Source organism: Mesorhizobium sp. M0185 (assembly GCF_040322175.1).
Lineage (GTDB): Bacteria > Pseudomonadota > Alphaproteobacteria > Rhizobiales > Rhizobiaceae > Mesorhizobium.
Genome location: NZ_JAMYSY010000054.1, coordinates 14,662 through 36,098, shown reverse-complemented (window position 1 = coordinate 36,098; position 21,437 = coordinate 14,662). Strand labels below are relative to the sequence as shown.

19 protein-coding genes and 1 pseudogene are annotated in these 21,437 nt (G+C 61.8%); 15 read left to right on the top strand and 5 right to left on the bottom strand.

Going from position 1 to position 21,437, the window contains the following annotated elements:
- Positions 1-398: 398 nt before the first annotated feature.
- From NKJ20_RS28900 to NKJ20_RS28885, 4 genes are all read right to left on the bottom strand, one after another.
- Positions 399-638: a DUF982 domain-containing protein gene (locus tag NKJ20_RS28900; RefSeq protein ID WP_352625651.1), complete on the bottom strand. Its 240-nt coding sequence runs from the start codon at positions 636-638 to the stop codon at positions 399-401.
- Positions 639-899: 261 nt separating this feature from the next.
- Positions 900-1,145 (bottom strand): DUF982 domain-containing protein, encoded by a 246-nt coding sequence (locus NKJ20_RS28895; protein WP_352748785.1) that lies wholly within the window; start codon positions 1,143-1,145, stop codon positions 900-902.
- Between the two features lie 231 nt (positions 1,146-1,376).
- Positions 1,377-1,619 carry a DUF982 domain-containing protein gene (locus tag NKJ20_RS28890; protein WP_352748782.1) on the bottom strand — a complete coding sequence of 81 codons (243 nt, stop codon included), beginning with the start codon at positions 1,617-1,619 and terminating at the stop codon, positions 1,377-1,379.
- 740 nt (positions 1,620-2,359) lie between these two features.
- Positions 2,360-2,704, bottom strand: coding sequence for a hypothetical protein (locus NKJ20_RS28885; RefSeq protein ID WP_352748780.1), 345 nt, complete (start codon positions 2,702-2,704; stop codon positions 2,360-2,362).
- A gap of 177 nt (positions 2,705-2,881) precedes the next feature.
- On the opposite strand from NKJ20_RS28885, the gene NKJ20_RS28880 reads away from it, so the two are divergent.
- The 15 genes and pseudogenes from NKJ20_RS28880 to NKJ20_RS28810 all read left to right on the top strand — a co-directional run bounded on the left by NKJ20_RS28880 (position 2,882) and on the right by NKJ20_RS28810 (position 16,272).
- Positions 2,882-3,058: a hypothetical protein gene (locus tag NKJ20_RS28880; protein WP_352748779.1), complete on the top strand. Its 177-nt coding sequence runs from the start codon at positions 2,882-2,884 to the stop codon at positions 3,056-3,058.
- 98 nt (positions 3,059-3,156) lie between these two features.
- On the top strand, positions 3,157-3,432 hold the full coding sequence (locus NKJ20_RS28875) for a hypothetical protein (protein WP_352648043.1): 276 nt from the start codon (positions 3,157-3,159) through the stop codon (positions 3,430-3,432).
- Between the two features lie 1,821 nt (positions 3,433-5,253).
- Positions 5,254-5,395 (top strand): annotated as a pseudogene (locus NKJ20_RS28870) (NADP-dependent oxidoreductase); the annotation flags it as partial.
- A gap of 198 nt (positions 5,396-5,593) precedes the next feature.
- The gene (locus NKJ20_RS28865) at positions 5,594-6,298 is read left to right on the top strand and encodes a gamma-glutamylcyclotransferase (RefSeq protein ID WP_352748777.1); all 705 of its coding nucleotides are present in this window, start codon (positions 5,594-5,596) and stop codon (positions 6,296-6,298) included.
- Between the two features lie 43 nt (positions 6,299-6,341).
- A complete protein-coding gene (locus tag NKJ20_RS28860; RefSeq protein WP_352748775.1) occupies positions 6,342-6,464 on the top strand; it encodes a hypothetical protein in 123 nt (40 codons plus the stop codon).
- A gap of 113 nt (positions 6,465-6,577) precedes the next feature.
- On the top strand, positions 6,578-6,760 hold the full coding sequence (locus NKJ20_RS28855) for a hypothetical protein (RefSeq protein WP_352748774.1): 183 nt from the start codon (positions 6,578-6,580) through the stop codon (positions 6,758-6,760).
- Between the two features lie 218 nt (positions 6,761-6,978).
- Positions 6,979-7,911 carry a sugar ABC transporter substrate-binding protein gene (locus tag NKJ20_RS28850; protein ID WP_352529689.1) on the top strand — a complete coding sequence of 311 codons (933 nt, stop codon included), beginning with the start codon at positions 6,979-6,981 and terminating at the stop codon, positions 7,909-7,911.
- Positions 7,912-7,978: 67 nt separating this feature from the next.
- Positions 7,979-9,034 carry an ABC transporter permease gene (locus tag NKJ20_RS28845; protein ID WP_352450301.1) on the top strand — a complete coding sequence of 352 codons (1,056 nt, stop codon included), beginning with the start codon at positions 7,979-7,981 and terminating at the stop codon, positions 9,032-9,034.
- 3 nt (positions 9,035-9,037) lie between these two features.
- Positions 9,038-9,817 carry an ATP-binding cassette domain-containing protein gene (locus NKJ20_RS28840; RefSeq protein ID WP_352748771.1) on the top strand — a complete coding sequence of 260 codons (780 nt, stop codon included), beginning with the start codon at positions 9,038-9,040 and terminating at the stop codon, positions 9,815-9,817.
- Positions 9,814-10,773 (top strand): cyclase family protein, encoded by a 960-nt coding sequence (locus NKJ20_RS28835; RefSeq protein ID WP_352748768.1) that lies wholly within the window; start codon positions 9,814-9,816, stop codon positions 10,771-10,773. The genes NKJ20_RS28840 and NKJ20_RS28835 overlap by 4 nt, the downstream gene beginning before the upstream one ends.
- Positions 10,774-10,796: 23 nt before the next feature.
- A complete protein-coding gene (locus NKJ20_RS28830; RefSeq protein ID WP_352748767.1) occupies positions 10,797-12,272 on the top strand; it encodes an amidase in 1,476 nt (491 codons plus the stop codon).
- 1,270 nt (positions 12,273-13,542) lie between these two features.
- Positions 13,543-14,121 carry an OsmC family protein gene (locus tag NKJ20_RS28825; protein WP_352748764.1) on the top strand — a complete coding sequence of 193 codons (579 nt, stop codon included), beginning with the start codon at positions 13,543-13,545 and terminating at the stop codon, positions 14,119-14,121.
- Positions 14,122-14,210: 89 nt separating this feature from the next.
- Positions 14,211-15,452: an NAD(P)-binding domain-containing protein gene (locus NKJ20_RS28820; protein ID WP_352748761.1), complete on the top strand. Its 1,242-nt coding sequence runs from the start codon at positions 14,211-14,213 to the stop codon at positions 15,450-15,452.
- A 15-nt stretch (positions 15,453-15,467) separates the two neighbouring features.
- Positions 15,468-15,803, top strand: coding sequence for a DUF1127 domain-containing protein (locus tag NKJ20_RS28815; RefSeq protein ID WP_352748759.1), 336 nt, complete (start codon positions 15,468-15,470; stop codon positions 15,801-15,803).
- A gap of 22 nt (positions 15,804-15,825) precedes the next feature.
- Positions 15,826-16,272 (top strand): alpha/beta fold hydrolase, encoded by a 447-nt coding sequence (locus NKJ20_RS28810; protein WP_352748756.1) that lies wholly within the window; start codon positions 15,826-15,828, stop codon positions 16,270-16,272.
- A gap of 361 nt (positions 16,273-16,633) precedes the next feature.
- On the opposite strand, the gene NKJ20_RS28805 is transcribed toward NKJ20_RS28810, so the two are convergent.
- Entirely contained in the window at positions 16,634-21,352 is a 4,719-nt protein-coding gene (locus NKJ20_RS28805; protein ID WP_352748753.1) for an alpha/beta fold hydrolase, read from the bottom strand.
- Between the last annotated feature and the right edge of the window lie 85 nt (positions 21,353-21,437).

Sequence of the window (21,437 nt, the reverse complement as noted above, 5' to 3'; positions counted from 1 at the left end):
CAAGCCGATCTCCGATCCCAATACAGGATCGGCAACCTCACAGATCGCGACCACTCCCGAAAGGTGGTCCCACAACAGCGCTTACGCTTAATTTGAGAAGCTGGAAGGTCGGATGTGCGCACCCACTGGTCATCGCGGAGGATCAGACGATCCATAATTCCCATGGCTGCCTCCAAAAGACAGCCTTGAATCTGATTTGCTCAGCCCTGGGAATCCCAAGAGTCCACACGACCCAATGTGCGTAGGGTTTTGATCTTCTCGTCGAAACCCATGTTTCGATTACTCGACGTGCCCCATTGACGCCAAGTACCTCGCCCAGAGCAGCTCCGATGCAGCGCGGACTTGGTCAGCATTCAGACAGCCTAGCGGGTCCTTCCCAACATAGCCATGGGCGCCTGCTACTCACGGAGCACCCCCTCCTCCTTGGCAGCAGCCTCGAAAGCCTGACGGACCTCTTCCGGAGTCACGCGGTCCTGAAAGGCGTCGGCGCACAGTTGCACAGCCTTCCTCCACTTAGGTCCCATCTTGGTCCACTTCATGAGTTCCTCGGCGGCACCCTCGACGTTGTTGCACCCGTAGGTCACCCCAGGTCGGTCGGTCTTGACGTACACCGGAGGGGAGAACCAATGGGTTGCCACGACAACTCCTACTCAGGGGAGAGATACACGTTGGCCTCCTTAGCGGCAGCCTCAAAGGCCTTCGTATTATGTGGGGGTCAATCGGATCGCCCTCCAAGGCTGACAGGCACAGCGTCACCGCCTTATGCCAGCGAGGCCCTCGCCGGGTTCACATCTTGAGCTGCTCAAGGGCTTCCTTCGCATTGTTGCAGCCATGCCTGAGACCGCTTTCAGTCTTCACGAACACCGGCGGGACGAACCAGATGGGCGCCATGATACCTCCTACTCAGGGGAGAGATACACGTTGGCCTCCTTGGCAGCCGCCTCAAAGGCTTCACGGACCTCATGGGGGGACACCCTGCCCTGGAACGCGTCGACGCAGGATTGGACCGCCTTCGTCCACCTCGGGCCCTTTGTGTCCCATGTCATCAGTTCTTCGGCGGCTCCCTCGACGTGGCTGACCCCATTGCGAATGCCCGGACGTTTCGTCTTCACGTAGACCGGTGGAGAAAACCAGAGAGGACCCATAAGGAGGAACTTAGAGCGGCAAGAGCCCGCCGACCAACCCCGCTTTAGCCGCAGCTAAGGGAACGATGTAGGCCATCGCGGGTTTAGAGGTGGCAGCGGGATTCTTCGTGGATGTGCAGCCGCTGTAGGGGGGTCCGTCGCCTCTCCCTCACCGGCGGCGGGCTCCTTTCGCGAAGGCGGTATTGGTAAGAGGCACCTAGAACCTTATACCGCATCCAATTTAGCTAGTTGTCATTGGGGGAGTAATGTCCCCTCCTCTTTTGCAGCAGCCAGGAATGCCTTGCGGGCCTCCTCAGGTTCCATCTCGTCGAAAATCACGGCCATGCAAACGCGCACCGCGAGGTCCCAGCAAGGGCCACGCTTGGTCCACTTCATCAGCTCCTCGCCGGCAGTCTCGGCGTTGTTGACGTTGTGGATGATCCCGGGACGCTCGGTCTTGACCGGGACCGGAGGGTTGAACCAGAGGAGAGCCATGAAGCGACCTCACAGGGCGGCTTGCCTCTTCCGCGCCTCGCAGGGTCTTGGTGATGGTGATCGAGGTATGCACGAGCCTGGTCGCGGCCATCGGGCAAAACCCCCTGGCGGCAAAGCTTGCTCCATGAAATTGATGGCGCCGTCATTATCGAAGCAGCGATGGCGAAATTGGCATGGTGAAATGTTTGCAGGCGCTTGAACCCTTCGGAGCATAGCTGTTGGACGTCATCGATATTGTCTTTTGGTTTCAGGTGTAGGTTGGGCCGGCGTTGGTCTGTTTCAGGTTCGATATAATCAAGCGGTCTTGCGACGTCCGGACGACCGCAGCGTCAGCGCTGCTCCGCAGCAGCACGCTGCAGAAGGCGGTCGCCAGCTTGAGGCGCAGTTGCCGGAACCACTCGCCATCGTCTCCGAGCGGATCGCAGGACGGCTACGCGAATCTGAGCACTGCCAATCGGCCTAATTTTCCACTGCCGAATGGACGATGAAACGCGTAAGCGAGTTTCCGGACCGGAAGGTATGCGTTGGGTTGCCCAAACGATGCAGAGGCGCTGCTGTGTTGGCGCGACAGGCTCGACCGCCAGTGCGGACGGCATGAGAATTTTGGAGGCCCGTGGTGACTGAGGATTGCGCCGGTATTGGCGACGCGCGAAGCGGTCGATATCTGGGGCGACGGCAGCCCCTGCGACGCAACTTCATACCGGAGAATGGAGGCCGCGCTGGGAGGTTGTTGCTTCGGGCTACCAACTCAAAGTGATTGTCCGGGAGAGTTCGGCGATGTCGCCATAGATCATCGAACCTGTGACGAGAAAACATTTATCACCAAGGACTTCGAAGAGTGAGCTTGACGCGGTACAAGCCGGCAGGTTCTTCGAATTGGCGTACGTGCCGAGGGTCGCGGATTCGACCTTACGGGCTTCGGCACAGCCGACACTGATCGCGAGGATTGCGATAGCAATGAAAGTCGTCTTGCTCATATTTTGCCCCTGGAGCCAGCTCTTGCCGGGTAAGTCGCGTGATGCATCAAAGTAGCACCGGCCCACGATCGGCTTCATCCATCGATTGGAGGAAGCGGGCTCATCCATAATTAGCAATATCTTGAGTAAGCGCCGAGCGCACCAGACTCATGGAATGGCGCGGGGCATAGGTATTGGTGACGTGGTGGCGATCACAGCCACAGTCCGCAGACGGGTCAATGAGGACCACGTCAGCGTTCCATCCCGAGCTATAGCTTTCCGCATTCGATCATCGATCATACCAAGGTGAAGAAGGGGCAGCAGATCGAGCCTACCGGAGAGATCACGCGCATAGACGAGGAAGGCGGCAGGGTGACCGTCGATCTGGGACCGCTGGTGACGATCGACATCGACAAGGTCAGGCTGGTCGAGAAGTACAGGACGCCAAAGCGCAAGAAGCCGCTGCGCGACATGGTGGATTAGCTCGCGGACTGCCGCTTATCCACGCGACATCGGTACCACTCAAACGAATGGTAATTTTCTGTCTGAATGCGTTTAGGATCCATGCTCGGAGACCACGCATGGGTATCGCGCGGGAGACAGGTGACTCCCCGTTTCAAGGCGTCGAGATGCTACGAGCACTGAACAGTCAGTTCCTTAGACCTAAAGATCGGGCGATCTGCCAGCGGGTTGTCGACCAGGTAACCGCCGACGCCAAATGGTACAGCACCCCGATAGACGGTCAGATTCTGGCCTCGACCACGCTGAATCTCTTTCAATCAGGGGTCGTAAACGAAACGAATTTGCTGGCACATGTTCGCGCGCGGCGCCACGACTTCACTAAACTGACAGGCTAGTTCTTCACCCTCGCGACATGGGCGCGAAATGCGGCTCTTCGTAGTCCGCCGGCCTATTGTTCAGCAGATTGAGCGCCCGCTTTATATCCCGTACAGCCGGTCGATCACGTCCCAATGCTCATGAAATGGCTTGAGCGACAACTGCGCGTCGCGGAGTTCTACCGTCAGAAGCCACGCCTGTCGTTCAATTTTGGCGAGGTGATATTCGGAAACGGCTTCGTGTCGGCGAGGGTGCGGCATCCCGCAAAATAGGAATATATTCCGCTGCCGTCAAGGCACATAGACTTCGTCCTGCCCTCAGCGCCTGCTCACCGCGGGCATTTTGGGGGGAAGCATGAAAATCAAGTTATGTGCGTTTGTACCATCAGCGTTTTGTCGGGCTGCGCTACTCGCCCAGCCGACATCAAGCCCACGCTGGTTTCGTCCAGCGTATACGCGGGCAAGTCCTGCAGCCAGTTGGAAGCCGAACTTTACCGAACGAGTTCCGACCTGGCGCCGATAATGGCCGTACAAGACCGGCGCCCGCCGTGACGTGGACGGCGTGTTTTGGCTTGGGTTGCCGGTTGGCAGCATGATGGACAACACGACATCAAGGCACGTGAAGCCAAGACCGGCGAGCTGAAGAGCAACATGAACGCGATCAACGCAGCCCGACGAAAGGGCGGCTGTGTTGCAGTCTGTAAGCCGTTCCAACGTTAAAAATTGTCGGGTTGCTCCCCGCCCTCGCGACTGCGGAGGGGTCGTTTCATCGATTGACTCGCGTGATGGACCGGCAGTTAATCTCCCCGCCAGGGCAAAAGAGGGGCTATGAAACTGGGAGCAAACGATGACTGTCCAAAAAGAAGACTATCGAACCAACAGAGCCGACTACGCCATAGCTGCCATGCATAGCCGAGCGACCGCTGAGGGCGATCGTGACGATTTGTTGACGAGGAAAAAGTCCCTGTGGGTAACAGATTGGCGATCTGCAAAATTGGCTGCAAACCCGTCCGAAAGCTCGCCAGAACCCAAGGCAAAAGCGCGCGGTAAGTGAATCGGACGCCAGCCACTTTCTTACCGCCGCGTACTTCGTTCGCATGGTTCGATTTATATTAGATTTATCTAAAATACTAACCAGCCAGTCGAGCATTCCCGAACGCTCGCTGGTCAGGCCCAGCGGCCCCCCTAACCCAAGCTGCTGGGCCGCCCTCAGAGCAAAGCGCGATGTATGAGCATACTAGCATTACGGTGATCGTCTCCACCTTGCCGGCCTTGCTTAGCACCACCTGGAAATCAGTTTCGAATCCCCGAATGTGCGGGGTCCAGGGGCCATCACTAGACATTTCGAGATTTGCGGTTCGAGCGGGCTCCCTTCATCGGCATGAGGGGTGACGGAGTACATCATCTTGGCAAATCAACACAGCCGGCATACTCGCCCCCTCGTTCGGTCGAAAGCTGGGTGGAACAATCAGGTGCGCAACTTGTCATCACTGATATTGCCGCTTCACCCCAGCTTTGAGTGTGCGCCCTTCAGCCTATGCGTGGTTCACCGTTTTTTCACTTTATTAGCGCACGTTCATAAACGGACATGTTGGTGTAGCTTGTACGTGCCCAAAGCCCCGGCGCAACGACCCAGCGCCGGGGTTTTTTTGTCCGCCTGGTAATCCGCGAGTTCAATCCGAGGTCGCTCTCAATTCGAACGCGAGCGAATTACGCCGCAAAGTCCCTTAGGCAAGACGCTGTGGGTGGCACCGCGGTGCGAAGCGCGAGTGCGGAGGAACTTTCTGGCACTCCGCCAATTATTCTGCATGTCCCAAACAGCACACGTCGAACCGCCCCGGCAGGGACGTTTCGGCCTGGCTCCAAGCGGGGAAGGTCAAACATCGTGAGGACATTGTCGAGGGACTCGCGAACGCGCCGATGGCCTTCATGTCTTCTCAAGGGCCGCAATTTCGGCAAGCTGTTGGTCAGGGTTTCACAGTGAGTAGAAAAGCGTCTCCCAAACCTAGATTGCCGAAACCACATGGAATCGTTCGAGGGCGAATATGCGGGGCGCTTTGCTGTCATCGGTGAAGGGGCAAAGACTCATTCACGCCGTGCATCGGTTCGTATCTTGCAACGCCTGTAGTATCTGCCAAGGATACGCGATCCTGATCAGATGGAGCACGGGATGCCGAGCCAAATGAGAAAGCTGACCTTGACCGCGGACCACGTCGCGCGGGTCCACAAGGTCGTTCAGGACCAGGGTTTGACGCCAGGTGCCGAGCTACACACCGATGCCGACTACGACAGCTGGGTCGAGCAAATGATCCGAACTCATCCGGCCCCGAAAGCACCGACCCGCCTGTTCGCCTACGGCTCCTTGATCTGGAAGCCGGAGATCGAGCATATCGGTGAGCAGGTAGGCCTCGCTCGTGGGTGGCATCGCGCTTTCTGCTTTCGCATGACCCGTTTTCGGGGCACGCCGGAGCAGCCAGGCCTTATGATGGCCCTCGATCGTGGGGGGCAATGCAGCGGCGTCCTGTACGACCTGCCAAAGGACAACCTCGAACGCCAATTCGGCAAACTCTTTCGACGCGAATTCACCTACAAGCCGGCCAACAGCATGCCCCGGTGGATCACGGTGGCGACCGCTTCCGGGCCTATCTCGGCCTTGGCCTTTGTGATGAACCGCGCGTCACCTCTCTATGCCGGTGGTCAGTCGCTTGAAGCCGTTGCCGATGTCCTGGCCCTGGCCTGCGGTCATTGGGGAAGCGGGGCCGAATACCTGTTCAACACGGTTTCTCACCTCGAAGCCAAAGGCATACATGACAGCAGCCTCTGGCGGCTTCAACGCCTTGTGGCGGAGTTGATAGAGCGAAACCCGGCGGAGCGGAACGTTCTTTAAGCCGACGGAGCGGTCGCTTCAAGCATCCGCAGTTGGCGCGAACATGATCTCCAGCATTGTCATCCGCGATGTCCGCTTCCGGGCGGAGGCTGAAGAGAGTGCCACCGCACTTTTCAACCTCGCCAAGGAACACCTTGAACAGCTCAAGGCGAGACCATCGACTTAAGCCTAGCTGTGCGTGTTTCGGCATTTCGACGTCGCGGTGTCGGATTATTTGCATGCAAACCAGTTTTACGACGCTATCTTCCCATCCTCAACGGAAGATTCTGGGAGGAATGCATGGCTGCGCATGAGCAACATGCCGTTGAAATCATTAGGGACAAAGAGTGGTCGGTTCGCGTGACGGTCAAAGGCATCACCACCACGGTCCCTTTTACATCTGAGAGCTACGCGCGTTCGTTTGCAGACGGTCAGGCGTTCCGACTGGGCGTTCAGGTCGCGGAGATCAAGAAGGCGGCCTAGCTGCGCGCTTGCCCCAAGAGCCCCACAGCGATTGAACCTCGAGTCACCAAAGCCGGTTGAAATTAGCCGTTGCGCGGCATAAGAGCTTGTGCCTATAGTTAGTACGTGGCCCGCACGAACAAACAGACTGACTGTGACGACCTGTAGATGGCGCCAAGCTGGGCTGCTGCGCGGTCTGGAGGTGAGCCGGAACACTCGGTCAACAGGGGATACGCACAGTGAACCGCTTTCAGAAACTCTCGACCGCAGCGCTCGTCGCAGCATCCTTCACGTCGGCCGCCCTCGCCGCGAATGACAAGCTGACGATCGGCATCGTCACCTTCTCGACATCCGACGTCGACACAAACCAGATGGTCGACACGATGAGCCAGGAAGCCAAGTCTAAGGGCTGGTCGGTGGAAACGCTCAATGCCAATGGCGATCCTTCGCAAGCGATCACCAGCATCAAGCAGCTGGCAACCAAGAAGGTGGACGCCATCATCGTCACGGTCTTCGATTCGACGGGCCTGGCGGCCGGGCTCCAGGCGGCGGCGGACGCAAAGATCCCCGTGCTTTCGGCCGGCGGCGGCATGGCAGACGGGATCGCGCTATCTGCAAGTACCGGTGCTGCGCAACCGCTGATCGACTTGATGCTGAAGGACATCGGCAAGTCCGGAACTGTACTCGACCTCACCTACCATCCCGGCATTCCGTGCCGCGAACGAGCCGACGCCTTCGATGCGGCGGTCAAGGCAAATCCGGGGCTCAAGGCGACCTCGCACGAGATCAGCATCCCGGGTGCTGCCGAATCCTCGCAGGCCGCGACCAGCGCCTGGCTTGCAGCCAATGCCAACGCCAAGGGGCCGTTCGCCATCTTCAACTGCTATGACGACAACGCTATGGGCGCGATCGCGGCGCTGAAGCAGAACGGCCGCAGCGACGTGAAGGTCTATTCGTTCAACGCCACGGCGCCCGCTGTCCAGGCTGTCAAGGACGGGACGATGACCGCCACGCTCGGTGTCGATCTGACTTCGGCAGGCAAAATGCTAGTCGATCAGATTCCCGACATCCTGGCAGCCGGCGACCAGTGGAAGCCCAAATCCTTCGTGCCAGGCTATACGCTCGTCACCAAAGAGAATGTCGACAAGTTCATCAAGGACAATCCGCAGTAAGCTCTCCTGATTGTGGGTCTGGGCCGGACTTGCCTGGCCGGGCCGGAGTGCTGTCATGAGAGCCGCCATGTCCGCTGATCATTCCCTGCCCGAAACACACGCTCCGGCAGAGGCGCCCCGCGTCCTGCCGTCAACGCAGACCGGCTATGCCTCGCCCAATGCCCGACAGCGGCGCGCGTTGCTCATGCGCCTGCTTGGAACCTACGGCACCATCATCGTGCTAGCGTCGATGCTGGGGATATTCTCGGTGCTGGAGCCGGGGACCTTCGCAACCATCGGCAATTTTCGCAACATCGTAAACGACATGGCGATCGGCACCATTGTCGCGGCCGGCCTCACCGTGCCCCTCGTCGCCGGTGATTTCGACCTCAGTATCGGCTATGTCGCGAGTTTCTGCGGGCTTCTCGTGGTCGGGCTGTTGAGCAGCAGTGGCTTGCCGATCCTACCCGCCATCTTCCTTGTCGTCGGCCTCGGAACGGTCATCGGCATTGTCAACGGCATTGTCGTTTCGAAGATCGGGGTGAACGCCTTCATTGCCACGCTTGGCACGGGCACCATCGTCGTCGGGCTGAACTACGCCTATTCGGGCGGAATTCCGCTGCAGCTCACCCAGTCGCGCGAATTCACCAATATCGCGATCGGCCGGATTGCCGGAGTGCCGCACCTCGTCATCATCATGGCCGTCGTGCTTGCGCTGCTGTGGGTGATCCTCAACCGAACAGTGCAGGGCCAACACATCAAGGCCATCGGCGTCAGCCCGGAATCAGCGCGCCGCGCCGGCGTCGCCGTCGATCGCAGCCGCATCGTTGCCTTCGCCATCGCCAGCACCTGTGCTGCTATCGGTGGCGTGCTGATGGCCTCCAATCTCGGCTCCGGCCAGGTGACGGCGGGTGACAGCTTCATGCTGACGTCTTTTTCGGCCGCCTTCCTCGGTTCGGCGGCGCTGCGAGAGGGTCAGTTCCATATCCTCGGCACCTTGATCGGCGTGCTGACGGTCGCCGTCGGCAACAATGGGCTGGCCATGATCGGCGCGCCGATCTTCACGCAGTTCCTGTTCACCGGCTGCCTTCTCGTCGTCGCCGTAGCGCTCGGCGGTATTGGCCGCCGCTATGCGAGGGGATAGGCCATGGCGCAGAAGATGCTGCTCAGCCTGCGCCGGATCTGCCGCAGCTTCGGCGGCATCCAGGCACTCGATGACGTTTCGCTGGACATCGCCAGGGGCGACATACTCGGCCTCGTTGGCGACAATGGTGCCGGCAAGTCGACGCTGATCAAAATCCTGGCCGGCGCGCATGACCCAACTTCCGGCGACGTGATCCTCGAAGGGCGGCCGCAAAAGTTGTCGCCGCCGTCCGAAGCGCAACGCCTCGGCATCGAGACGGTCTATCAGGACCTGTCGCTGATCGGCACGTTCACTGCCGCCGAAAACTTCTTTCTCGGCCGCGAGATTGCGCTTGGCCGCGGCCCGGCGCTGCTGCGCTGGATCCGCCGCAAATCGATGGGCGACATCGCGATGCGCGGCCTCGAGGAACTGCACATCGAGATCCCCGGGGTGGGCAGCAAACCGGTGGGTCGCATGTCCGGCGGCCAGCGCCAATTGGTGGCGATCGCGCGCGGTGCCTTTTGGGGCCACAAGCTGCTGCTGCTCGACGAGCCCACCGCGGCGCTCGGCGTACGCGAATCCCGTGAGGTGCTCGACCTCATCAAACGACTTGGCGCCCAGGGGCTGACGATCGTCATGGTCACCCACAATCTCGATCATCTCTGGCAGGTGTGCAACCGCGTGGTGGTGATGCGCAGGGGCCGCAAGGTCGCCGATCTCGCAAGTTCCGGCACCAACATGGAGGACGTCGTCGCTTATATCACCGGCGCCAGGCAGCCGGCGACCGCGCAGGCGGAAGCATGAGCGCGACTGAAACGATGACGCTGCGCCGGCTGCTGCGCAATGCGCCGAGCCGCTGGGGGCATTGGGGTGCCGACGACGAGATCGGAGCGCTCAACTATCTGACCGCCGACGAGGTCAAGCGCGGCCTGGCGTCGGTGCGGGACGGCCGCACCTTCACCCTCGGCGTGCCGGTCGGGACCTCTGAGGGCGATGCCGTCTTTCCCGGCCGCTGGCCGGCGAAGCATTTCATGGTCGCCGACAAGGCCGGCTTCGAGAACGGCCACTGGCAACCGCTTGCCGGCGGCCTCGAATTCGCAGACGACTATGTCACCGGCTTCGCACAGGCCGGCACGCATTGCGACGCGCTCGGCCACATGTGGTTCGACGACACGCTTTGGAACGGCTTCGCGGCAAGCAGTACCAATGGCGGCATGACCAAGGCCAGCATCATGCCGATCGCGGAGCGCGGGATCGTCGGACGCGGCGTGCTGCTCGACATCGCCCGGTTCCGCGGCAAACCGGCCCTGGAGCGCGCTGAAACATTCACGCATCGCGACCTCATAGAATGCGCCCGGGCCCAAGCGGTCGATATCCTGCCGCGCAGCATCCTTCTCGTTCGCACCGGGTGGGTCGGCGCACTGGCGGCGGGAAGCCAGCGCGTCGGCGATGGATATTGGGAACCCGGACTGACCTTCAGCCTCGACCTCGTGCGCTGGTTCGATGAGATGCAAATCCCCTGTCTGGTTACCGACACGCTGGCCAACGAGACAACCTACGAGCCCGAGACCGGGTTGATGCTGGTGCTGCACGCCGCGCTGATGCGCAATCTGGGCGTGGCGTTCACCGAAATGGCATCGCTCGACCTGCTGGCCGCCGACTGTGCCTCGGACCGCCGCTACGAAGGCTTCTACTGCGCCAGTCCGGTCAAAGTGAGCAAGGGCACCGGCGGCGCGGCAAATCCAGTGTTCATCAAATAGCACCCAACAAGGTGGAACGGCTTATGACTTCTGCAGACGACCAGATCTGTTTCCTGCCGGCCACGGAACTGGCCCAGCGCATCCAGCGCCGCGACCTGTCGCCGGTCGAAGTAACCGAGGCCTATCTGCGCCGCATCGAGGCGCGCAACCCGGTGGTCAACGCCTATACGCTGGTTCTCGGCGACCAGGCGATGGAAGCTGCGCGGGCCGCCGAAAAGGCCGTGATGGCAGGCGGTCCGCTTGGACCGCTGCATGGCGTCCCCGTCGGCATCAAGGACCTCGACGATATGGCCGGCGTGCCGACCTCGATGGGGTCGTGGGCGGTGCACGACCGGGTGCCCAAAACAAGTGCTGTGGCGGTCGAGCGCCTGCTCGAGGCAGGCGCCATCGTGCTCGGCAAGACCAACACGCCGGAATTCGGCCATAAAGGTATCACCGACAATCTGCGCTTCGGGCCGACCAGCACGCCCTTCGCGATCGGCTACAATTCCGGCGGCTCGTCCGGCGGCAGTGCGGCAGCGGTCGCCGACGGCATGGCGGCCCTGGCGCAAGGCACGGACGGCGGTGGTTCGGTCCGCATCCCCGCCTCGTTCAGCGGCACCGTCGGCTTCAAGCCCTCTTTCGGCCGCATTCCTTCGGTGACTCGCCCCGACGCCTTCCTGTGGGGACATCCTCTGGTCCATATCGGACCGCTGACCCGCACCGTTGCGGACGCCGCGCTGATGACCAAGATCATGGCCGGGCCACACAACCGCGACCCGTTCTGCCTGGCGGATGACGGCGTCGACTATGTCGGCGCCGTTGCCGGGTGGACGCCGAAACTGCGCGTCGCCTACAGCCCGCGACTAGGCAATTTCCCGGTCGACGCTGAGGTCGCCACCGTCGTTGCCCGTGCCGTCGATGTCATGCGAGGACATGGCATTGAGGTCGATGAGGTCGAGCTCGATTTCAGGGCCGATCACAAGGAACTGGCGGCGCTTTGGGTGCGCACGATCTCGATCCACTATGCTGCCATCGCCGTGTACGGGAAACAGGAGGGCATCGACCTGATGGGCAAGCACGCCAAGGTGCTCACCCCGCAGTTCCTCGCCATGCTGGAGGGCGCCTACAAGGTGTCCGCCATCGACCATGCGCTCGACGATCTTTTGCGCACCGGCGTCCATGACGGCCTCGAGGATGTATTCGAAACCAATGACCTGATCGTCTCGCCGACGCTGGCCGTTCCGCCCGTCAAGAATGCCACGGACGGCAACACGATCGGGCCGACATCGATCAATGGCGAGGCGGTCGATCCGCTGATCGGCTGGTGCATGACTTATCCGATCAACTATACCGGCCACCCGGCGATTTCGGTTCCGGCCGGCCTTACGGCGCGGGGCCTGCCGGTCGGCCTGCAGATCATCGGGCGGCGGCACGCCGACGAAACCGTTCTGGCGATGGCGGCTCAGTTCGAACGCATGCAGCCCTGGTTCCCAAGCTATCCGGGGCTCGCTGGATAGTTGGGTGTCGGAATACCCTAGGTCGTGAACCCATAAATCTGAGAGAAGGATGGGTTCACGCTGTTGGCGTAAAAATAGGCCTCAAGGGGGAACCGATCTCCCTCGCACATCAGCTTTCCGCCGCTCTCTTCGGCCGTCGGCTGGGATTTCGAGTTCCACGGCCGCTGATACGCTGATATCGGCCCGCAAGTGCGGGCTGATACATACTTGCCTGAACTAAGTAATCGCAGAGGCAGACCCCCCTTTACCGGACTGGTCGGCGTGCTAAGCAAAGCCCGCCATATGTTACGTTGAGTCAGCAGCCCACATCAGCTCCTCTGATAAGAGTATTCACCTCGTCGACTGAGCTCGCATCGGCGGGCGTACGTCGGAAACCCACCGCGAACCCGAGAAGCGAACAGGCGGATAACGGGATGAGAACTGGCCCGACTAGCGAATAGCTGGCGAAGCAGCTTGGTAGGCCGTTGCCAACCTGACTGCGAGGTCATCCAGCGCGACCACATCGACTTCTGTGGGAGGCGTGTCGGTCGACGACCTCGGCGTTGGAGCCACCACCTCCAACTCGGGTGACCGAGTTGAAACCGGACAGAGCGGCAATCTCAGGTTGGGCGCCGAGCATCTCCGGGAATTTTTGGCAAGACCGGGCACGACGCAAGTTGATCGTAATGCGGTCATTCCCGAGTGCGGGCTGGCTCCTCGAAGCATGCGTCGAGCGACCATCCCGACATTCGCCAGACGTGTTCGGGCGCGGTCTTCTTTGCCTGGCTGGACGTCGACCGAAAACATTATTCCGACAAGTGTTGTCGAGGGGGCCGATCGGCACTCCCGCCGCAACAAGCCTCATGTGGTTTTTTCGCGGCCGTGCCGATTCAGGGTGCTCGCGTATGTGTGAGTCTTCGCGATATGGGCAAGCACCTCGGCTTTGCTTGGCCCGCGAACTATCACTGCCCAGTCGGTCGAGGACGGGCGGGTATCCATTCCAAACAAACGAGACATGGTCTGATCTCCTGTGGTTTCGGTTGTGACGCCTTCTCGGCGCTTACGGGAGGATCGCAGCGTGGCGGCGAAGCAAGCGTTTGAAGGCCCGTCGTTTTGCTGACTGCAGACCAGCGCGGCTCACCGTTGGCTGACGCAAAAAACCTCTCGTTTTCCCACTGTCGTTCCCACTGCACGTCAAACGCTGCCGCCCGAGGGTTAGCCGTCCGGGACGATCCCGGTCGCGCAACATCCGAACCCAGGAGTGAATGACATGCACGACGATACAATGGTCATGGAAAAGTCTGCCGTTAAGAAGGCGCCGCGGGAGCCAAGGAACGGCGTTGACACGCCCACCCTTCTGGCCACCATCAACGCCGTCGCGGGGCAGCCCGAGCTTGCCAAGTTCCAGTTCCGTGCCAAAAGCCGCTGGATTGCCGGCACGCACAGCAGAAGCACGATGGCCAACTTCTTCGGCGCCGGCACCGAGCAGTCTCACAAGACGGCCTACCAGGCTGACAGCGACCATCCAGCCGTCCTATGCGGCACAGACAACGGCCCGGCGCCGGTCGAATATCTCCTCCACGCGCTTGCTTCATGCCTCACGGCGGGCATCGCGAACATCGCGGCCGTGCGCGGGGTGACGCTGCATGAGGTGGAATCGACCGTCGAAGGCGACATCGACCTTCGCGGCATCCTCGGCATCTCGAACGAGGTCCGCAACGGCTACCAAGGAATCCGTATCTCCTTCAAGATCAAGGGGGATGCTCCCGCTGAGAAGCTCGAGGAAATCGTCATGCAGTCGCGCGCCCGTTCCGCGGTGTTCGACGTACTAACCAACGGCGTGCCGGTCTCGGTTGCCGTGAAAGGCTGACTTCGGTCCGCAAGAGCAATATCGCCGGCCTCGTCCTGAAAAGGATGGCGCCGGCGATCTGTTGCCCCTGCTTACAAGGCGCGGATTCCATGCAGCATACAGACGTGGCCATTATCGGCGCCGGACAGGCCGGTCTCGCCATGAGCCGGTGCCTGTCCGAGCGCGGGGTCTACCACGTCGTGCTGGAGCGCGGCCGCATCGCTGAGCGCTGGCGCAGCGAACGGTGGGATTCGCTGCGCCTGCTGACGCCCAACTGGATGACACGCCTGCCCGGCGGCGGTTATCGTGGGGCCAATCCCGACGGCTTCATGACAATGGCCGAGACCGTCGGGTTCCTGGAGGATTACGCGTGCTCGATCACCGCGCCCGTAGAAAACGGCGTTGAGGTGCTTTCGGCCGAAAGGGTCGATGGAGGCTTCCGGCTGCTGACCGATCGCGGCCAATGGAGCGTGCGTTCGGTCGTGGTCGCAACCGGATACAGCGACAGGCCACGCATTCCGCCACTAGCAAAGCAGATCTCCTCTCGTATCAGGCAAATCGTGCCGCGGGACTATCGCAATCCTCAGCAACTGCTTCAGGGTGGCGTTCTCGTGGCCGGAGCCTCGGCGACGGGAATACAACTTGCGGAGGAGATCCATCGCTCCGGGCGCCCGGTAACCCTGTCGGTCGGCAGCCATACACGCCTGCCTAGGCTATATCGCGGGCATGACATCCTGTGGTGGCTCGACCGGCTGGGAGCGCTTGTCAAGCCCGTCGCCGAAGTCTCGGATCTCGCCGCGGCACGGCGGCAGCCTTCGCTGCAGCTGATAGGCACACCCGAACGCAGGACGCTCGACCTTGCCGGTCTTCGGGAGCAAGGCGTTCGTCTTGTCGGTCGAGCGGCTGCCGCTTGCGATACACGCATTCGGTTCAACGGCGATCTCGCCGAAACGACCATGGCGGCGGAACGCAGGCTAAGGCGCGTGCTGGCCAATATAGACCGCGCGGCCGCCGGCAATGGCCTCTACTCGATCGATCCCGGTTCCATTCCGAGCCTGATTCTGAGCGCCGAGGCGACCGAAATCGACCTGATCGACCAGGGTATCGAGACGATCATATGGGCCACCGGCTATCGCCGGGAATACCCATGGCTGAAGCTGGATGTGTTCGACGCCCGGGGCGAAATCCTGAACGATGGCGGCGTCTGCGCCTATCCTGGACTCTATGTGCTCGGCCTCAATTTCATGCGCCATCGAAGCTCCAGCTTCCTCGACGGCGTCGGCCGCGATGCGGAGGCGCTGGCGGCTCATGTGGCAATTTTTCTCGATGTCTCCCGCCGAGCCGCCGCCTGACCGAATACAACGCTGGTGCGGCAAAAATCGACGTTGCCATCAACGCTGACGCTCACGCCGGACCACGACAAGGGCTCCACTGGCGCCATAGTCAGCGCCCGCAACCATGGAGAAATCGAAATGAGTACAATGATGAACCCTTCCCTGTCCCTCACCACAACGCGAGGTTTGCGCTGGGCCGGCGGAACGATGCTGGCCGCAGTCTGGCGTTTCATTCGCATCCAGCGGGACCGTCGACAGCTTAATGAGCTGCCGGACTACCTCCTGCGCGACGTCGGCATCACCCGCTTCGAGATCAACTCGATCACTTGGTTTGCCGGGCGTGATCCCAGCCGCCGCTCGCGTTTTTGAGGCGAGAGGAGGGAGAGGCTCAATGACTGCCGCATCGGCGTTCCACGTCTCGCATAAGGCGTGCCACGCACCGCTGGTCATTGCCCTGCACTGCTCCGGCGGCAACGGACGGCAATGGCGCAACTTGGCGGAGCGGCTCGATGACAGCTACCGCTTCATCGCCCCCGACTTGATCGGGGCGCCGGGCGGCGGCACCTGGACTATCGCCGGCGCTTTCCATCTGGCCGACGAAGCCGCCGGGGTCCTGGAGATGATCGACCACCGTGACGGAGTGCATCTTGTTGGCCATTCCTATGGCGGTGGATTGGCCCTGCATACAGCGGCGATGCGTCAAGACCGGCTGGCCGGCCTCTCCCTTTATGAACCGTTGCCTTTCGCCGGCAGCGCAAGCTGGACTCTGAGGGCCACGAGGTGCTCGGCGAATGCCGGCGGTCGCAGCGCGATACACGCGCGATACACGACGGCTTGATCGGCGGTAGCCATCTCTCCGGACAACTCGTTTCATCGACCACTGGAGCGGAGCCGGCACCTTCGACGCGATGAGCCAAACTTCAGACTGCACTCGTACAGTTTCTGCGGAGCAGGCTCGACTTCCACACGTCCATGCCGGCTCGGGAATATGCCCGATTTGGCTTTCGGGTCTTGGTGTTGTGCGGCGAAGTTGCACCGGCTCCGACTCGGCTCATCATCCGTGAGCTGGTTTCCGCATTCCGGCCGCGATTGGGCGATTGTTCCCGGCGCTGCTGACCCATGCGCGAGCTGCGTGACCGCAACTTGCCTGCCCTACAGGCAGCGTAAACCTTCGAGGCAACTGCGTGGATGCGGAGGAGTCACACCGTGGCGGCTATGCGATCGCGCACGATATTTCCGGCCGGATCCTCCGTTTCGAAGAAATCCTCCCGCATCTGCATTTCTGTGTAGAGCTTGGCCGCTTCCGCGAGAGTGGCATCCGCGCCAGCGATCTTGCCGCGCCGCTTCGCAAGCCCGAGAGCTAGCAAGGAGCGGGCAAGCTCCGGCCGTAGTTCAACCCGCCTGGCAAGGCTGCAGGCCTGTTCGAGCCAACTAATGGCCGATCTGGAAGTTTTCAGCTCGGCAAGGCCGCGCAGTGCGACGATCTCGCTCCACGGATCGCGGCGTCCCCGTGCAAGCTCGAGCGCATGGCCGAGATTGGCCGCGGCTTCCGGCTCACAGAGGCGCGCACGCACGCATGCGAGTACAGCGCGCGCGTGACATTCGAACTGGGCAAGATCGAGCCGCTCAGACTCGGTCACCGCCATCTCCAAGGTGGCGCCCGCGTCGTGGTTGCGGCCTAGCAGGAATTCCGCATACCCGAGCACCGTCAACAGCCATGGCCGGAGTAGGATAGATCCGCTGGTCGCGGCTTCGGAGGACCACAATTGCAGCGCCTCGACAAGCGTCGGCTCGGGCCCGCGCAGGACGCCCACCACACCGGTGAAATAGGCGGCCGCGCAGCTGTCGATCGGGCGCGCCACTTCGGCGGCGACCTTCTGCAACTCGCCAAGCGAGCGCTCCGCATCGTCGAACCGGCCAAGGCGCGCTTCCGCCTGCGCGCGGTGCCCCAGGTACCAAACCGCACGAGCACCGAGCTGTCCGAAACGCTCAAGACGCCAAGCTTTGGTGAATCTCTCCTCATGCGGAACAAGCCGCTCCAGCACCTGCCGCGCCTCGCTGCGGATCAGAAGCGCCTGTGAGGCGGCCAGATCCGACTCGCTTATGCAGCGCTGCACGCCGTTTGCCGTCGCGCCGCGCTTGAGTGTATCGGCCGGTTCCAGCGCCTCCTCGTAGCGGCCGTGGGAGCTGTTGAGATAGCTCAAGTGGAGCAACACGTCGGAAATGAGTTGCGGATCGCCCAGTTCCATGGCCAGTTCGCGCGCTTCCAACAGCTGCGGCAGCACCTTCCGATAGGCACCGAGGGCGCCGTAGGCGGGCCGCATCCGCACCCGCAGGTTGATCGCCTGGGCGAGGGTTTTCGGATTTCGGGGCAACGCGGCGACCGCTTTGCGGGCGCTTTCGAGGAACTGGACCGCGGCGGAATAGGCCGAGCGTTCCTCGGCCCGACCCGCCGCTTGCAGCAGATAATCCGCGGCAGGTTCCCATGCCTCGGCACGAAGCGCGTGTTCGGCCAGTTGCTCGATGTGGTGGTTCAGCGATCCGGCATAGAGTCTTTCCATCGCAACCAATGCAGCCCGATGCAGCCTTTTTCGGTCCTCTGCCAGGAGGGATTCGTAGGTCACCTTCAGCGTCAGCGCGTGCTTGAACGTATATTCCACGTGAGGATAGCTCTGGACCTCGAACAGGAATTCCAAAGTCTGCAGTTTGGCCAGGCATACCTCCAGCTCCGCCTCCGAGAGCGGCGAGAGCGCCCGCAGCAGCGGATACGGAACATTCTTGCCGATAACCGAAGCGAGTTGGAGTGCCTGCCTTTCCGAGTCACCCAGCTGCTGGATGCGTGCGGCGATGAGCGATTGAACCGTCGACGGGATGGTGATGGATTCCACCGGTCTCGTGAGCTCGTAGCGGCCCGACTGGCCGGCAAGGACGCCGTCCGCCACCAGTCCGCGCACCATTTCTTCCAGGAATAGCGGCGTGCCCTCGGCCCGCTCGGCAAGTGATTTCCGCAGTTCCCCCAAACTGGGATCGAATCCCAGCAATTCGGTGAGGAACTGCTCCATTTCGTCCCGCGCGAACCGCTCCAACCTTATCTGCTGGAAATAGCCGCGGCGGTTCCATTCGTGCCGGTACTGCGGCCTGTAGGTGGCGAGCAGCATGATACGGTTGGCGCCCATGACCTCGACCAGCCTGTTCATTACGGCCTCGCTCTCGGCATCGATCCAGTGCAGATCCTCGATAAGCACGGCTACGGGCGCGGCCCGGCTCAAGGCAACGAGAAATGCGCTCATCGCCTCGGATACCCGTGAGGTCCGCTCCCGCGCATCGAGATGCCACCAAGAAGAATCGTCGACCGGCAGGTCCGCGAGGAAGGAAAGCGGCGCCGTATGACTCGGATCCAGGTCCAGTTCAGCCCGTTTGAAGGCAAACAGGCGCTGGGCTTCCGCCAGGCCGTCTTCGCCACGAATGCCACAAGCCGAGAGCAGCAGCTTCTTTACAGCACCCAGAGTAACTGATGAATCAAACTCCAGACCGCCGCATTCAAGCACAGTAAAACCAGCCACCTCGTCGAGGGAGAGAAATTCATGGGCAAGCCTCGACTTGCCCATGCCGGGGTCGGCGACGATCCCGACGACCTGGCCGTGGCCCTCCCTGACCCTGCGCCAGGTTGAAAGAAGGATTTTGAGCTCGAGCTCGCGCGCCACCAGTCCGGTGAGGCCACGGTTGGCCCTCAGGTGCCAGCGCGACAGCGCGTAATTTTCGCCCAACAGCTCGTAAATGCGTTCGTCGCGGCCAAGGTGCGGATGCTCCGAATGCGCCAAGCGGTGCATCTGCACATAGCCCCCCGCGGCTGCGCGCGCTCGGCCTGTCGCGGCGATCGTCGCACGGTGCAAGGCACGCATCAGCCGGTTGGCTGCACGCGGCGCGGCTCCGGCCAGTTCAACCTTACTGGCTTCGGTCGTCCATTGCTGCCGTACGATCACCTCGCCGGTGTCTATTGCGGCCCTCAACTGGATCCCGCCCTGGGAAAGCTCCTCCACTGCCAGCTTGGCCGCAAGCGCGGCGCGGCACGCAAGATAAGCGTGATCCTCGGTGGCGCGAGCGAGGCCGAATGCTGCGGTGATTGTCCCGTCAGCAGCCGACGTGACGACGCCGCCGTGGCTTTCCACGACTTCTATCACCCGATCCTCGACGGGCTGGAATTCGCGAATTGCTACTTCCGGATCCGCCGTTTCGAGGAGATGCACGGGACTGATCACTTCCGCGGCCAGCACTGTTATGTACTGCCGAGAGCGGTTGATTCCCAAGGACGCCGGAGGGCCTGCCAGTTGCTGCGTCTGTTCGGGGTCGGCGAGGAAACGACGCGTTTCTTCCACGAAGGTCGCGAATGCCGGTTCATGGCCAAGCAGCACGTGGTTGACGCTGTCGAGCGCGACGAAACGCGCGCCGGGGATTTTCCCAGCCATCGCCTGGCCATGATCGAACGGAATGACTGCGTCCCTCGTGGCATGCATCACCAGGGTCGGAACGCGGACCCGCGGTAACAGCTCGTCCACGTCGATGACGGCGCCTTCCTCGAAGATGCGATGGGCAATCTCGGGCGAGACGGTATTGCGTTGCAGCTCGTTGTACCAATTCCTCTGTTCCGGCGTTGCTTGCGGAATGAAGAGAGAGGTGAACATCTGCCGGAACACCGGGTCGTCTTGGCCCCAGCCTTCCTGTATCAGCGCTCCCATCGCTTCGCGGCGGGCTATTTCGCGCTGATTGCCCCGTTTGCGCCAGCCTTTGGTAAATCCGCCATACAGCACCATCCCGGCCACGCGCTCAGGATGCCGGACGGCATAGGCTATCGAAACGGCGCATCCCTGGGAAATGCCAAGCAGGGAAACGCGGCGCAGACCGGCCGCATCGATGATGCTCTCCAGGTCGGCGACCATGGCCTCGAAGGATAGGTCGGCGGGATGCCGATCCGATAGGCCGTTCCCGCGCTGGTCGTAGCGTATCAGCTGGTAGTGCGCGGACAGGCCCTCGATCCAATGCTTCCATACCGGACTGTCCCATTCGAGCTCGAGATGGGACATCCAGTGGGCGGCCCTTACCAAAGGGGGGCCTTGACCACTCAAGGAATAGGCGAGGCGCGCGCCGTCGGGCGTTGTGCACCGCCGGATCTCCTGCGCAAGGACCCGCTCCGGCGCAGGGGGGAGCTGTATCTCCGCCCCCGGCCAAACCTGGGTCGGAGTGACGCTCTCACCGGCGGGAGCGACCTCCGTGTCCGTTCTCGAGGCGCGGCTCTGGACCATGGCGGATTGCCGTGCTGCCTCGCTCAGCCGACGGATGTCTGCTCGAAGAGCCTCGTCTCCGGGCTCCAGCCCGTGCAGGACATGGGCGTACGGAAGCGCCCGCGCCGGCTCATCCGCCAGCCGGTCGACGAGCACCCGAAGGATGCGCAGATGCGTCACGTGCAGTTCGTCGGCGGTCGCAATGCGCCAGGCTTCGAATTCCGGACAGCGCGGCAGTGAAAGATCATCCAGGAAACGGCCGCGGAACGCTCCGGCGAGGGCCTCCAGTTTCTCCGGTTCGAGAGCCTCTATGTCACGACCGCCGAGGCCGCGGAGCGGCGCAATGTCCAGCACGATTTCGCTGGTGTTCAGGCGAACTGCGTTGCGGTCGGCTTGCAGGATCTCGCCGTCCCCGAGGTCGACGACCTGTCGGATCTTCGAGAGACTCCAGCGCAGGGCGCCGCGAGGATCGTCCGGTACGTCCCAGAACATCTCGCAAAGGCGCTCGCGCCGCTGCGGGCGCCCTACGAGCGCAAGATAGGCCAGCAGCGCCCGCGTCTTTTTCGAAGGCGGCAAGGAAACGACCTCGCCAAGGCGAAGGACGGTCAGATCTCCGAGAACGCGAATTTCGAGCGACACTTTGTTGATCCTAGTGCGCCTGCTAAATTAGCGATGGATTGTATCAAGTCCGTGCCGCTGCCGAAAGCGTTCGTTTCCGGAGCGC